Below are 16,072 nucleotides of genomic sequence, written 5' to 3' on the forward strand. Positions count from 1 at the left end.
AATAATTAGATTACATAGAATTATAAAATCACATGAAAGACTCTTCTATTTTCTTTGAAAGTTCAAATTTACTAAATTCCCTATTCCCTAATATATTAACAACAATATCTTTGTCTGGATATATTGCAGACATAAAGGTAACACCAGGATCTGAACCTGTCAAATAATATTTATATATACCACCTTCTCTCTTTATAATCCAAATACCATACCCATAATAAACATCATAATTTACATATACATGAGGAGTTAACAGCTTCTTTGTTATATCTTCATTTAAAATTTCAAAGTTAATTAACCCTCTCCATAACTTGTCCATATCCTCTTCTGTTACAAAAACTCCACCATCACCGCCACCTACAACAGGTAGGGAATATATATTGCTCTTTAATTGTCCATTTTTTGTTTCTTCATATCCATAAGCACAATTTTCAGGAAGCATATCCATAGCAAAGTATCCTGAATCTTTCATATTTAAAACATCAAATATATTTGCTTGTACAAAATCCTTAAAACCTTGGTCACTCACTTTTTCAACTATTAAAGATAAAATAACAAAACCAGAATTATTATAAGAAAATTTATCTCCTGGTTTGAATTTCATTTTTCCTTTTTTTAAAAGAGGTAGAAAATCCTTTGGTTCTCTTAAAAGATACATTGGTATATCTCTCCAAAGTTCGCTAAAATCGTTCATTTCATCCTCATCAAAGTAATCAGGAATCCCTGAAGTATGTGTTAAAAGTTGTTCTATTGTTATAGAATCATCATAATTTTGAAAATCAATATAATTTTTTATTAAAGAATCAAATTTAAGTTTTCCTTCTTCAACTAACTTACATATAGCTATAGCAGTAAATATTTTTGCTCCTGAAGCAACTCCAAATCTTGTTTCTAGATTATTTTCTCTCTTATTGGGAATATCTGCATATCCACATGTTTTACTAAATATCAATCCATCTTTATCTCTTAAAGTAAGCACTCCCGAAAAGTTTTTTATTTCTTTAATACTATCATTTATTTTATCATAAACGCTCATTTTATCACTCCTCTAATAGTTTCATTCCCATAAAAATCTTCTAAATATATTTTTATTTGTATATCTCTATTTCATTATACCTTTTTCTAGAATTTCCCTATTTAGGTATAATTATAACACTTAAATTTATTTTTAAGATAAATTTAAATTCAAGTCATATATTAATACTATCTTTTAATGGTAAAATATAAATATTAATTAAAAGGAGAAATAGTAATGAGAAATGATTATATATTAGATTTAGCTGAATCCTTAGGAAAAAAATTAGGAAAACTTGTTCATGATGCAAAAGAAGATTCAGAGCCAATTGCAATAGAAAACTTAACAGATAAAGATATATTAACTCTAAACTTAAAAAAGATGATTTCAAAAGGTGAGTATAATGAAGCTGAAAATTTATTATTTTCTTACTTAAATACTAAAAACACTTATAATTTAGAAGATCTTATTATTGTAGCAAATTGGTTTTATAATGAACTTTCTCTTAAAAGTGATGAGAATTTAAACCTTCATAATTTTAGTAGGGCTGAAATTTATCAAGGTCTTGAAGACTTTAAAAATCTTATAGTATAAGTTCATTTTATTAATTTATTTTTGTAACTATTTCTTTTTATTTAAGACATTATTACGTAACTTATAAATGCTAAATTAATATTATTATTTATATAATAGTTTTAACTCCTTATACCCTTAAGTTTACGTATATAAATTATCCAGTATTAAAGATTTTAATACTGGATAATTTAATTTTATGATTTATTTAAAGAATTTAAAATCAAATATTTTTATACCACTTTAAATTTTTTTGATAATTTATAGTTATTAATTAATATAACAAAAGAGATGAAGGTTAAAAACTTCATCTCTTTATTTGATACCAGTAAGATTTATTATCTTCCTGACAATAGATAGGCTTATTATTTTTTATATTTAAGAAATTATTTTAAAAGTAATTTTGCTTTTTATTTTGTTTATTTGTTTTTATCTTGTTTAATTAGTTTAATTTTGTTTACACTTAATTTTGCTTTTTAATTTAGAATATTTATTTATATTTTATCTTTGAATTTAGAATACTTGTAATTCTTTTTATTAATTTTTATATTTTTTGTTCAATTTATCATAGTAATTTTTCATTTGGTTAAACTTGTTTATTTTTTGTATTTTTTCTTTAGAATAAATTGTTTATATTTGATTTTTAATTTATATTAATTTTTTTTATTTGACATTTATGTTAGCTTTATATTCACGCTCTTTCCAGTTAAGTCTTGTAGCAACCTTAGCTTCTTTGTTTAACTGAACTCCATCTAGCATGATTTCTTTAAACTTATTATATCCTGCCATGTCCATTAAGTGGCCACCATGAAGGTATCTTGGTGAGCCTTGCAGAACATGTTTAGAGAATTTTTCCCAGTTCTTTATTACTTCATACAATACTTCTTCTGTAATATAATCTAAGAATACTTCTCCAAGTCTAGGAGTCTTTTTACTTGTTCTTCCTCCTATTAAAACTCTATAATAAGTTTCTTTTGAACGAGTAAAGGCTCTTGTTGGACATGCTTCTACACACTCTCCACATCCTATACAAAGTTCTTCATTTCTTATTACTTTTCCATTCACTTCTTGAATAGCTGAAGTTGAATGAGCTGCACAGGCTCTTGCACATGCTCCACATCCTACGCATCTATCATAATCATACTCTGGAATAGTAACTCCTATTATTCCAAAATCTGTCATATGAGCTTTTATGCAATCATTTGGACATCCAGCTATACATATTTTAATATGATAATTACTTGGAAATATTATTTTTTCTAAGTTTCTTGCTAAATAAGGTGTTTTTGCATTAGCTTTTATACAATGATCTGCTCCAACACAAGCAGATATATTTCTTGCTCCTAAAGTTGGATAACCATAATCATCAACCTCTAAGTCAACATTACAAAGTTCATTTTCAACTTCTTCTATGTATCCTCTAGCTAATTTATTTACTGCCTCTATGTTGTCATATTTTATTCCTGGAATATTAAATGTTTGTCTAGTTCCAAAGTGGAAACTTCCATTACCATATTTCTCTGCTATTTCTTGAACTAGACTTAAATGTTTAGCACTTATTGTACCCCCAGGAACTCTCATTTGAAACATGAATTCTCCTGGAACCTTTGATTCACGGAAACAATTGGTACGTAATTTATCTATATCAATATCTCTATTCATAGCTATACTCTTCTCCCTTTAATATTATCTTCCTAATTCTTCATAAATCTTATCTAATTCATCACTTAATTTATTTACTGTTGTTGCAAAGTTTATATATCTTGGACATATATCTGTACATCTTCCACAACCTACACATATTTGCTCTTTAGAAACATCAAGCTTTGGTCTATAGAATTTATCTAAAACTCTTTGCCTTATTCTTGTAGGAACTATTTCACTCATACTCTTATTTTTTAAAGCAGAAGATTTAACTAACTGACATCCATTCCAAGTTCTTCTCACTTCCTTTAATTTAGAATTATCTGAATGAGTAACTTCCTTAGTAATCATACAAGAACAAGTTATACAGCTCATATTACAGCTACCACAGCCTATACAACGATTTTTATAAGTGTTCCATAAGTCTAATTCTTTAACTTTATCTAATACAACCTTGTCCCATATTTCTATTTCTGGTCTTCTAACCTTTATTTCATTTTCCTTTGCAAATTCCATTTCAAAGTTTTCTTCCTTTGAATTTTCAAAGTATTTATTGAAATCATCATCCTTAACCTTTATAGAAATTTCTCCATCTTCATGGAACTTAACTCCTAAAGAATAGTCATCTGATTGATTAGTACCCATTGAAACACAAAAACATGTATCAAAAGATTTTGGACATCCCATAAGCATAAACTTAACTTTATCTCTTCTATTTCTATAGAAAGAATCATGCTTTAAGGAATTATCTATTCTCTTTATTCCATGTAAGTCACAAGAACGTAAAATTATTAATATGTCCTTTTCCTCTTCTAAATCATCTGTTTTTAAAGATTTACCTTCAAATTGAAGTGATAATGTATGATTTATTGGAATTAATAATTCCTTAGGTGAATATTGTGATTTCTCTTTATACACAACATCACTAAAAGAATTTATCTCTCCATATCTAATATTATTTGTATAACTATGTCTTCCTTCCCCTTCAAAACTTACTGGGGCATATATTTTATATTGTTTTTTTAATTCATTTATTAATTCATTGCTTTCGCTTTTTGATAATCTGTAATCCATAAAAAATCCTCCATATTATTTTTTGTATTTAAGATGAAATAACTCATGTGCTTTTCCTTTAGTTGGTTCACCTATAAATGAATCATACATTTTTAATACAGAGTTATTTTTGTGAGATTTTCTCTTTGGTAAATTCTTATCTTGGTTATATAAAACAGAAGCTCTAAGCTCTTTAATATTAAATAACTCTCTATTTTTAGAAATTACAAATGGTTGTCCACCACCATTTACACAGCCACCAGGACAAGCCATAACTTCTATGAAATGATAATTTCCTTTTTCCATCATTCCACTTTCTATAAAGTTAAATAAGTTTTTACCACCATGAATAACAGCAATCTTATACTCATTGTTTCCTATCTTTATAGTAGTTTCTTTTATTCCTTCTAGTCCTCTTACTTCTTTGTAGTCAATATCTTCTAAAGATACACCCTCTAAGATATCTGTAGCAGTTCTTAAAGCAGCTTCCATAACACCACCAGTGGCACCAAATAATGTACCTGCTCCAGTATATTCTCCCATAGCTGGATCTGCATCTTCATCTTCTAAGTTAAGGAAATCTATATTATTATTTTTGATTAGCTCAGCAAGTTCCCTAGTTGTAAGTACTGCATCTACATTTTTTATATCATCATTCCACATTTCATCTCTATCTGCTTCAAATTTCTTAGCAGTACAAGGCATTACTGAAACTGTAAATACTTTTGAAGGATCTATTCCTTCTACATATGGATAATATGTTTTACTTGCAGCACCAAAAATCTGTTGTGGAGATTTAGCAGAAGATAAATTATTTAATAGATCTGGGTAATAATTTTCTACTAATCTAATCCAGCCTGGACAACAAGAAGTAAACATTGGGAAAGGACCACCATTTTGTATTCTTCCAATAAGCTCTATTCCTTCTTCTAAAATAGTAACATCTGCTGCAAAGTTTACATCAAATATCTTTGTAAAGCCTAATTTTCTTAAAGCAGCATATAATTTTCCTGTTACATCAGTACCATAGTCCATTCCAAAGGCTTCTCCAATAGCTGTTCTTACAGAAGGTGCTATACCTATAACTACATGCTTATCTTTCTCTTTAAGAGCATCTAACACTCTATCCATATGAGATTTCTCACTTAAGGCTCCAACTGGACAAGCAACTACACATTGACCACATAATAAGCATTTAGTTTCATCAAAACAAGCTAAATTTTCTGGCCCTACACAAGTTTTACCCTCTTCATTTCTAAATCCCATGATTTCTGTTCCACTATTTTCTCTGCATGCAGCCACACATCTTCCACATTTTATACACTTACTTCTATCAATAACGATAGATTTACTTCTATTATCTATGTACTTTTCATCATCAAAAACAAAATTTTCTGTTTTCTTTCCATTAACTTTTTTTATAAGTGCTAATAATTCACAATCTTTAAGCCTTTTACAAGTTCCACATTTAAAATTATGGTCATTAAGTATTTGAGAAACTCTTTCTTTTACAGCCTTTTGAACTCTTTCATTGGCTGTATTAATTATGTCTCCCTCTTTTACTTTATAAGAGCAAGCTCTTACTAAATCTTTTTCTGAACTTACTTCAACAAGACAAACACCACAATTCCCCATATTATTGCAATCTTTTAGAAAACATAGAGTAGGTATATCTATATTTTCTCTTTTTGCTAAGCTTAATATGGTTTCTTCATTTTTAGCAATAACTTCTTTTCCATTTATAATTACACGGCACATAATATCTCCTCTAAAACAATTTATTTAAATCAACTATTTTATGGTAGCACCATTAGAATATAATGTTAAATATCTATATCCTTTAAATCATATAAGTAATTACTTATATATAATTTTAAACTTTTGGTTAACACATATTAATTAACATTTAAGATGAATTTTAATTCACAAATATTCCATCATTTATTAACAATTATAATTATGGTATAATAACACTGGAAAATTTTAAAGAAAATAGGAGATGATTTTTAATGGCTGTAGCAATAGTTCAGCAACAGCAGCAAGCAAATGACAAGATTAATATTGATTTATCTAACTCTAAAGTTGCTGTAGTAAAAAGCAAAGAAGAAAGTAATCAACCTGAAAAAAAGGAATTAAATAATAAAGAAGATATTAAAACTGAAAATAAAGTACAGTCTAAAGATGAAGAAAATCAGAATAAATCTAAAGCACCACAAAAAGAACAAACTAAGTCTGAAGAAAAACAGAATAAAAATCAAGGAAAAAGTAATGCTGAAATTAAAGAAGAGGTAAAAAAACAAAAACCTGTTATGGAAGAAATTCAGTTACCTGTTCCAAAACAATCAAGATATGCTTCTTTTGCAGTTTCACCTTATGACTTAAATGACTTTGCATCAGATGTTAATAAAAGATTATATGAATATGAAAAAGTTAAAAGTAATCAATCTGATGCTATGAATGAAGCTATCCGCTTACATAATGGTGACCCTAGTAATACTTGCGTTTTCTTCCAATCTGCTTGTTTAAGAGCAATAGGAATTCCCGTTCCAAATAATATTGGATATACCTCAGTTCTTTGGAATTGGTTAGAAGATAATAATTGGGAGATGCATAGAGATTTTTCAAACATCCAAAAGGGAGATATTATCTTTGCAAGTGAATATCATACTATGTGTTTCATGGGATGGAAAGATAAAGCAAATGGAATAGCTTATGTAATGGGAAATCAAGCCTATACTCAAGGAGATTCTTATTCAAATCGTAATTTAAATGGACAAACTCCTTCTAAAGAAAATGGATGGAATAATCAATATAGAGCTACAAGATATTATAAATATAAAGGAACTCCTGTAAAAGGTAATGGAAATTCTGATATTACTGACACAAGCACTACACCTTCAAACCCTTCTATCTCACAAGATCATAAATATACTGTAGAAGCTTTTAAAGGTACTGTAACAGCTAAGCAAGATGTTTATATTAATGAAAAACCATTCCCTACTACTGAAGGAATAAAGGCTATAGGACTTGCTCATGGAGGAGATACTTTCACTGTAACTGGTAAAGCCTCAAATGGCTGGTATGAGGTTCTTTATAATGGTCAAAAAGCTTACATAAGTAATAAATATACTAACTATATTGAAGCAAAAGAAGATTCATCTAATAAACCAGTTAAACCAACTACTCCAACTACTCCTAATAAGCCAGATGACTCTAAAAAACCAGTTAATCCAAGTGAACCTTCTAAGTCTACTGATGAGTCTAAAGACACTGAAAAGCCTGTTACTCCAGAAAAACCAAACAAACCAGTTGAGCCAACAAAACCTACTGACTCTACTGATGAAAATAAAACACAGGATTCAAATAAACCTGTTAAACCTACTAAGCCAGTAGAACCAACAAAGCCTGAGAAACCTGTAGAACCAAGTAAACCTGCTGAGGCAACCGTGAAAACAGCTTTCATAAAAGCTAATGGTGGTTTATGGCTACACTCTAACAAAGATTCTTATACATCTTCTAGATTGGCTTTAATGAGTAATGGAACAAAGGTTGAGGTTTTAGATGAAAGTGGTTCTTGGTTTAAAGTTAAATATAATGGAAATACAGGTTGGTGTTCAAAGGATTATTTAACTGACATAACTTCTACTAAGGTTCCAAGTGCAGAACCTTCAGAACCTACTAAACCAGTAGCTCCTAATAAACCTGATAATACAGTTGTAAAAACAGCTTCTATAAAAGCTAATGGTGGTTTATGGTTACACTCTACTAAGGATTCGTATATCTCTTCTAGAATAAATATTATGGATAAAGGTGCAAAGGTCACGATTTTAGAAGAAAGCGGTTCTTGGTTTAAAGTTAATTACAATGGAAAAACAGGTTGGTGTTCAAGTGAATTCTTAACAGAACCAGTGCCAGTGGTTAAACCAACTGAGCCTACAAAGCCAGTAGAACCGGCTAAACCTGTTAAGCCTGTAGAACCAAGTAAACCTGCTGAGGTAACTGTGAAAACAGCACATATAAAAGCTAATGGTGGCTTATGGCTACATTCTAGTAAGGATTCTTATGCATCTTCTAGAATAACTATAATGAGCAATGGAGAAAAGGTTGAAATCTTAGATGAAAGCGGTTCTTGGTTTAAGGTTAACTATAATGGAAATATGGGATGGTGTTCAAGCCAATTTTTAACTAATCCAACAGTTACATCTAAAGGCTCAACAACTGATCATGCTGAGGAAAGTAAACCAATTCAGCCAACTACTCCAGTTGAACCAAGTAAACCTATTGAAACAACTGTAAAAACAGCTTACATAAAAGCTAATGGTGGACTATGGTTACACTCTAGTAAAGACTCATATGCTTCTTCTAGAATAACTATAATGAATAAAGGTTCAAAAGTAAGAATTTTAGATGAAAGTGGTTCTTGGTTTAAGGTTAACTACAATGGAAATATAGGATGGTGTTCAAGTGAGTTTTTAACCAACCCATCTTCTTCACAAGTTTCAACTAGCTCTACTAAGCCAAGTACAAAAACAGTTCATATACAAGCTAATGGTGGCTTATGGCTACATTCTAGCAAAGATACCTCTGCCTCATCTAGATTAACTAATATGTATAATGGAGCAAAAGTAACAGTTTTAGAAAAAGGTGATACTTGGTCTAAAGTTGATTACAATGGGAATATAGGATGGTGCTATAATAAATATATTATTTAATAAACTTTTCTATTATTTTAAATTAGTGTTGATTTTAGATAGAACTGTAGGAACATCTTAATGAGCATATAGAGTTTTATTATTTTGGAATAGATAATAGAAACTCTTTGCGAAATTAAGTAATTCTGAGGGACTATCTAAAATCAATATTTACCTAAAATATAGTCTTATATAAAAACTCCTTTTGTTAAAAAACTGGATTTAATCCTCGTTTTCTTCTAACAAAAGGAGTTTTTCATTTTCTCACTAAAGCTCATATTATTCTCTTTCAAAATAAGTATATTTCTAAAAATCATCTAAATATAATCTAATTTGAATATCCTCTATTTCATCAAAGTAATAATCAACACATTTCACCTTGGCTAATATACTTTTACCACCATCCATAAGTCTTGCAAAAACTTTATTGTTTCTTCTTGGTATGTACCCTATTTTCTTTTCTGAATTATATACTGCAATGGCATATTTATCATATTGATTCTCTGATTCTCTTTTTAATCTTAATTCTTCATTTTCTTCTAAATATAAATCGTTGTCTATGTAATACCTTATACCTGCAATGTTTAGTGTATAAAGATAGATTATATTAAAAAAAGGCATTAATTCTTTATCCTTATCTAAAATGTTCATAATACTTGCATTATTACTAATGATTGATAATTCATTTTCCTTACTCATACTTAATTATTAGTGCTTTAACTATTCACTAACCCCTCTCCTTCTCTAAGATATTTTTTATCTTAGTATTTAAAAATTCTATTTTCTCTTTTAACTCTTTAATTTCTAAATTCAGTTCTTTCTTTTTATCATTTATAAAATCAATATCATTAAGCTCCACAATATCAAAAGGAAATTCATTCTTCATTCTATCAATAAATTTTCTTAAATCTTTTATTTTTTGAGATATATCTTTTATTCTTTCATCTATTCCTTTTATATGTATATCATCATTTACGTGTAACTCATTTAAAACTATATCCTTTAAAGCCTCTAAAGTTAATAAATCATTACTCTCATATGCTAATAAAGTTTTTTCCCACAAAAGCCTTTTCTCAGCATCTAACTCTCCCACCATGTCTGGATGAAGCCTTTTTGCTAATTGACGGAATATATTTTTAATTTCTGCAAGCTCCTCTTTAGTAACTGTAGGACTTTCCATTAATTCTTTAGAAAAGGCCATTTTATACTTGAAACTTTTAAGTTCCTTATAGTACTCCTTAAGCTCTTCATCTATTTTTTTATTTATCTCTTTCTCATCAATCTCTTGATCCTTGTTTATATAGTTCATCATTAAAGTAAGCCTATACTTTAAACTTCTAAACTCAATGTTTAATTCAACCTTTCTTTTTAAAAGTCCACCAAAATAACTTAAGTATTTAGCTTCAATAGCAACTTTTTCTTTACTTATAAGCTCCTCTTTTCTCTCAAATAGTTCTATGTACTCTCTATTTAAGTTTTCCAAAAGCTTTTTCTTTTCTCTTACATTCTCTAAATCTATTAATTCTCTTTTGTGTTCTTCATTACTCAAACTCAATCACCTCTCATAATTAAAAATTTATCTCTTTATACAAATTATAACATTCTAAATTTTTTATGTAATTAATAAAAAATAGAGTACCTATAAAAAGTACTCTATTAATCCAAAACCTATATATCCATAGAATTTAAAAGTTCCTTTAAAGCTTTTAACTCATCTAAGTCCAAAGTAATTCCCTTCCCCATCTTGCTATGATCTTCAGACCAATCTCTTATATCATATTTAGCTTCTCTTCCATTCCAACTTATTAGGTTTAATTCCTTATTCTATCCTTTTTTAGACTCAGATATAACTCCAAGCTCTTTTTCTATATCATACTTTATATCAGCCATTATATATCCCTCCTATCTATGATTTAAGTCTATTATAACCTAAAATAAATTTTTTCTGTCACTCCTGTCATAACTTAAACCTTAGTAATATCAATGTTTATAAGTAATGACAGACTTTTATAAGCATATCATCAGATTAAAAAGTAAATATTAATTTTTCTTCTGTACTCTTCATCTTATAAATTTTTTTGCTAGTTTTATAATTTCACTTATAACCTCCGCATCGGTTAAGGCTTGATTTCTCTACTTTCCAAGGATTTTTTAAGCTTTTCTGAGAACTTTTCATACTTAATTTTTTTTGATATAATAGGTCTGTATTACGTACGTAAGGAGGTTAAAAATGGAGAATAATTTCTTTTATACATTCCCAGCACTTAAAGGAATTCAGGCATCTAGAGAATTCTTCGTAATTATGTGTCCTTTATCTGTATTATCAAAGTTATTCATCTTTAATGATGATGAACTACCTCCAGAATATCGTGCACAAAGATTATTAAATAAATCTAGAATACCTGAAATAACATCCTATATGGTTGATAATCCTAAGGACTATGTGTTTTCATCAGTTACTGCATCAATTGATGGCGACTTTAATTTTGAGCCTTTTGATAAGGCTTTAAACGAAAATATGGGTACATTAAAAGTCGCTATGGATAGCAGATTATTAATCAACGACGGACAACATAGAAGAGCTGCTATTGAAGATGCTTTAAAAGTATCACCTGAACTTGGAAATGAAACTATATCTGTAGTTTTGTTTATAGATGAAGGACTTAATAGAAGCCAACAAATATTTGCTGATTTAAACAAACATGCAGTTAATGTTTCAAAATCAATCGGCATTTTATATGATTCTAGAGATCCAATTGCCTTAATAACAAAATCACTTATTGAACAAAATAGTTTTCTTAAATACTTCACAGATAGAGAAAAACCATCTTTATCTAAATATTCAAATAAACTATTTACATTAAGTAGTATAAATGAAACAAACAAAAAATTGCTTTGTAAACTTAATCCTGATGATGAGTCTACTCAAAAATTTGTATATGAATTTTGGAATTGCTTATGTACAAATATGAAAGAATGGCAATTTGTTTTTAATAAAGAACTAAGTGCAAGTAATTTTAGAGGCTCATATGTTAGTTCTAATGCTGTTGTACTAGAAGCTTTAGGAATAGTAGGAAATTGTCTTTTTAGAAAGAATAAATCTAAGTGGAAAGACTATTTAGTTAACATAAAAAATATAGATTGGAATAGATCAAACCTCTCTGACTGGGGTAATCGTGCCATTGGAAACAACGGACGTATAGTAAAAAATTCTAATTATGTTAAATTAACTACTAACATGATAAAAATAAAATTAGGTATTGAGCTTAATTCAGATGAGTTAATATTAGAAAATTCGTATAGAAAGCAGAAGGAAAATAAAAATGAGTAGCTTAAATATAAATGACAAAGTTAACAATATACTAGAAGAAATGACTCGTGTATATAAAAATGACTCAAGGCCCTGGGTTATAGGCTATAGTGGTGGAAAAGATAGTACTACTGTAGTTTTATTAGCATTTAAAATGCTTCAAAATTTACCAAAGGAAGAAAGACATAAACCTGTTTATGTAATTTCATCAGATACATTGATTGAAAACCCTATAGTATTATCTTACTTACAGCAAAACTCACAATATATAAATGAAGGTGCTCAGAATCTAGGTTTACCTTTATATACTGATATGATACATCCAGATTATAATAATACATTTTGGGCTAATGTAATTGGTAAGGGTCTTCCAACCCCTACTTCTATTAGATTTAGATGGTGTACCGAACGTTTAAAGATAAAGCCTTCCAATAAATTCATTGAAGATAAAGTAAAAGAAAATGGTGAAGTTGTTGTATTACTTGGTGTTAGAAAATCTGAAAGTATAGCAAGAGGAATTAGAATTAAAAATAGAGAAATTGACGGTTATTTATTGACACCTCATGTAACTCTACAAAATACTTATGTGTATAACCCTATTGTTGAGCTTACAACAGATGATGTTTGGGCTATTCTACTTTCAAATAATGGTGAAACACCATGGGGAACTAATAATAATGATCTATTTGCCCTTTATATGGGTGGTGAAGGTGGAGAGTGTCCTTTCACCGTAACAAATGATTCAGAGACACCCTCTTGTGGAAACTCAAGATTTGGATGCTGGATCTGTACTGTTGTTAAAGAAGATAAATCATTAACTGGATTTATTGAAAGTGGTGAAACTGAACTTCAACCACTACTTGACTTCAGAAGTTGGCTATTAAGCATACGTGATAAACATGAATACAGACAACAATATAGAAGAGACGGGAACCATTATTATAAAAAACTTTACTTAGAAAAAATGCCTTTATTAAATGACTATATCATTGATAAAAATCATTTGTTTTTTGATAAAGAAAATAATGAAGGATATATAGATTTAGTCAGATCAAAAGAAACTGATAAACTTTCAAATAAAAAATCAACAGATAAAGATAAAATATTTCTTGAGTTAATTCCAACAATTGAATCTGGTGAAGATATTAAATTAGATAGTAGCAAAATTCAATCTGATTCAAAAGGTGAATTTATAAATGTTGTTGGATATGGTCCTTTTAATTTTAAAGCTAGAAAACTTATTCTTGAAAAATTACTTGAAACTCAAGCTAAAATACAAGAAGCTTATGACCTTGATTTAATTACAATACAAGAGTTAGAAGCAATAGATAAAATTTGGGATGACGAAGAAGATTTAACTCGTAGAAGCTTAGTTGATATTTATTACAATAAAACTGGTAATAGGCTTCCTTGGGATGATTATAAAAAGCCTATTTTTGATAGTTCCACATTAGAACAAATATCTACTCTATGTGTAGAATCGGATATCCCAGAAGATTTAATTAATAAATTACTTATAGAAAGTAATAAGTATAAACACTTTACCAATAAAACTGTACTGGATAAATCTATAAGTAAATTATTAAACCAAAAACACTTACACAAAAGTTTAGTTGAGGAGATAGACAATGATAATTAATAATATAACACTTAAAAACTTTAGATCATATGAAGATGAAACTACCTTCTCATTTACTCCAACTGGTAATAAAAACATAGTTTTAATTGGTGGTGAAAATGGAGCTGGTAAATCTACTCTATTTGAAGCAATTAAACTTTGTATATACGGTCCTACAACTTATGGTTATCTTGGTAATAACTATAATTATCAAACTAAAATAAAAAATAATATTAATGATAATGCATTTAAAAATGAAGATATAGAATCATTTATAGGCTTAAGCCTTTCATTTAAAGAAGGAACAGAATTAAAAGATTATTATCTTAAACGTATATGGAAATATAAAAAACATAAATTAAATGAAGAATTCAAAGTATTTTTAAATGATAAAGAACTTTCTGAAGATGATAAACTTTATTTTGATAAGTATTTAAAATCAGTATTACCGCCTTCACTATTCGACTTTTTCTTTTTCGATGGTGAAGAATTAAGCGATTTCTTTGTTGGTAAATCATCAAGTTCAAACTTAAAAGAAGCTGTACTTGAACTTTTCAACTATGATACATTTGATGTATTGAAAAAACAATTACTTTCTTATCAAAGAAGTCATTCTAAATCAAATAAAAATTTAGATGAAGCTCAAGCTAAGTATGATGAAATTTCATCAGAAATATATGAGTTAAAAAATGATATAAAAGAACTTGAAAATACTATTTTAAATAATGAAACTATTCTTGATGATTTATATATAAAAAAGCAAAATGCTGATGATAACTTTAGAAATAGTGGTGGAATCTTTGAAGAAGAACGATCATTATTGAATTCAGAGATTAATAAACTTGAATCAGAACGTTCAGAAATAAATCAACAAATTAAAGATTTTTGTAATGATACTCTACCATTTTTAATAGTACCTAGACTATTAAACCAGACTAAGAAACAAATTGAAGATGAAGATTCACTACTTTCTTTTAATAGTATAAGTAAAAAGTTATCTGGTAATATTATAGAATCAACATTAAACAAACATTTACCTAAACATAATAGTATTAATTATGATGAAATAGCTATAACTCTTTTAAAAGAAATGTTTGAAATAGAAAAAATGAAGGATATATCTAATATATTAGAACTTTCAAATGAAGATAAAAATTCAATTAACTTCACAATAAATAACATATTAAGTAAAAGCAAAGACTTAAAATTAGATATATTATCAAAATTTACTAGACTTAAAGAAATCTCAATAAGTATGAAAGTTTTAAGAGAGAAACTTAATTCAACGGTTTCTGGTGAGTTCTTAAATAGTTATTTAGAATCAACTGCTATTTTAAATAAACAAATAAGTGAAACTGAAAATATAATTACTTCTTCAAGAGCTAAACTTGAAGAAAAAAATAATCAATTGTCTTTAAAAGATTATCATTTAACAAGAGCAAAAAATGAACTCACTTCACTACTTCAAAATAATAATGTTTTAGAAATGTCAACTAGTATTATTAGCTATTTAGATAAACTTCTTAAAAATATTACTAGAGATAAGATTGATTCTATAGAAAATGAGTTTATTAATATATTTAGTAGCATTATAAGAAAAGACAACTATGTAAATAGCATTGTAATTGATGATTCATTTAATTCTACTCTTTACATAAATAAAGAGTACGATACAAATGAAATATTAAATATATTAACTAATCTTGGTTTTGAAGGAACTGAAAAGAAATATGGTTCTAAGTTCATAGATGATTTATTTAAATATTTTAATGTACTTGATTATAAGAATTTAACTAAAAAACTTGAACAAATAGCCTTAGTTGAATATATTTCTTTAAGTTCAAAAGTTAATATAAATGACTTCTCAAAAGGAGAAAAACAAATTTATATACTTTGTCTAATTTGGGCTATTATAAAGAGTTCTGGTGTTGAAATACCATTTATAATTGATACACCGTATGCTCGTATAGATGAAACGCATAGAAATGCTTTAACAACAACTTACTTACCTAATATAAGTAAACAAGTAATTATACTTTCAACTAATAAAGAAATAGACAACGAATTATATCAAGTTGTTAAACCTTATGTATGTAATGAATATCTGCTTCTTTACAATACAGATTTAAGAAAAACAGAAGTTAAAAATGGATATTTTGAGGTGTAAT

Annotated in this window: 11 protein-coding genes and 1 pseudogene; 5 read left to right on the forward strand and 7 right to left on the reverse strand. The window is 27.9% G+C overall.

What is annotated here, in order from left to right; translation table 11 throughout:
* Window positions 1-28: 28 nt before the first annotated feature.
* The gene (locus AC2A4K_RS09290; RefSeq protein ID WP_322502208.1) at window positions 29-1,036 is read right to left on the reverse strand and encodes a serine hydrolase domain-containing protein; all 1,008 of its coding nucleotides are present in this window, start codon (window positions 1,034-1,036) and stop codon (window positions 29-31) included.
* A gap of 216 nt (window positions 1,037-1,252) precedes the next feature.
* On the opposite strand from AC2A4K_RS09290, the gene AC2A4K_RS09295 reads away from it, so the two are divergent.
* Window positions 1,253-1,609: a DUF6483 family protein gene (locus tag AC2A4K_RS09295; RefSeq protein WP_322502209.1), complete on the forward strand. Its 357-nt coding sequence runs from the start codon at window positions 1,253-1,255 to the stop codon at window positions 1,607-1,609.
* Between the two features lie 642 nt (window positions 1,610-2,251).
* Here the strand turns inward: AC2A4K_RS09295 and asrC are convergent.
* From asrC to AC2A4K_RS09310, 3 genes are read right to left on the reverse strand one after another with little or no spacing between them, the layout of a single operon-like run.
* On the reverse strand, window positions 2,252-3,250 hold the full coding sequence (asrC, locus tag AC2A4K_RS09300; protein ID WP_322502210.1) for a sulfite reductase subunit C: 999 nt from the start codon (window positions 3,248-3,250) through the stop codon (window positions 2,252-2,254).
* Window positions 3,251-3,274: 24 nt separating this feature from the next.
* Window positions 3,275-4,306: a 4Fe-4S dicluster domain-containing protein gene (locus AC2A4K_RS09305; RefSeq protein ID WP_322502211.1), complete on the reverse strand. Its 1,032-nt coding sequence runs from the start codon at window positions 4,304-4,306 to the stop codon at window positions 3,275-3,277.
* A 15-nt stretch (window positions 4,307-4,321) separates the two neighbouring features.
* Window positions 4,322-6,043, reverse strand: a complete 1,722-nt coding sequence (locus AC2A4K_RS09310) for a ferredoxin hydrogenase (RefSeq protein ID WP_322502212.1) — start codon at window positions 6,041-6,043, stop codon at window positions 4,322-4,324.
* A 251-nt stretch (window positions 6,044-6,294) separates the two neighbouring features.
* Here AC2A4K_RS09310 and AC2A4K_RS09315 point away from each other — a divergent pair, with 251 nt between their 5' ends.
* Window positions 6,295-8,997, forward strand: a complete 2,703-nt coding sequence (locus tag AC2A4K_RS09315; protein WP_322502213.1) for an SH3 domain-containing protein — start codon at window positions 6,295-6,297, stop codon at window positions 8,995-8,997.
* A gap of 285 nt (window positions 8,998-9,282) precedes the next feature.
* On the opposite strand, the gene AC2A4K_RS09320 is transcribed toward AC2A4K_RS09315, so the two are convergent.
* From AC2A4K_RS09320 to AC2A4K_RS09330, 3 genes and pseudogenes are all read right to left on the reverse strand, one after another.
* Window positions 9,283-9,675: an HIRAN domain-containing protein gene (locus tag AC2A4K_RS09320; RefSeq protein ID WP_322502214.1), complete on the reverse strand. Its 393-nt coding sequence runs from the start codon at window positions 9,673-9,675 to the stop codon at window positions 9,283-9,285.
* Window positions 9,676-9,703: 28 nt separating this feature from the next.
* Window positions 9,704-10,525, reverse strand: coding sequence for a hypothetical protein (locus AC2A4K_RS09325; RefSeq protein ID WP_322502215.1), 822 nt, complete (start codon window positions 10,523-10,525; stop codon window positions 9,704-9,706).
* A 119-nt stretch (window positions 10,526-10,644) separates the two neighbouring features.
* A pseudogene (locus tag AC2A4K_RS09330) lies at window positions 10,645-10,866 on the reverse strand (YdbC family protein).
* A 340-nt stretch (window positions 10,867-11,206) separates the two neighbouring features.
* Here AC2A4K_RS09330 and dndB point away from each other — a divergent pair.
* From dndB to dndD, 3 genes are read left to right on the forward strand one after another with little or no spacing between them, the layout of a single operon-like run.
* Complete coding sequence (gene dndB, locus AC2A4K_RS09335; RefSeq protein WP_322502216.1) at window positions 11,207-12,307, forward strand: DNA sulfur modification protein DndB; 1,101 nt, start codon at window positions 11,207-11,209, stop codon at window positions 12,305-12,307.
* Window positions 12,300-13,925, forward strand: coding sequence for a DNA phosphorothioation system sulfurtransferase DndC (dndC, locus tag AC2A4K_RS09340; RefSeq protein WP_322502217.1), 1,626 nt, complete (start codon window positions 12,300-12,302; stop codon window positions 13,923-13,925). The genes dndB and dndC overlap by 8 nt, the downstream gene beginning before the upstream one ends.
* Window positions 13,915-16,071 (forward strand): DNA sulfur modification protein DndD, encoded by a 2,157-nt coding sequence (gene dndD / locus AC2A4K_RS09345; protein ID WP_322502218.1) that lies wholly within the window; start codon window positions 13,915-13,917, stop codon window positions 16,069-16,071. The genes dndC and dndD overlap by 11 nt, the downstream gene beginning before the upstream one ends.
* Window position 16,072 lies beyond the last annotated feature (1 nt).

Source organism: Clostridium sp. LIBA-8841 (assembly GCF_057782475.1).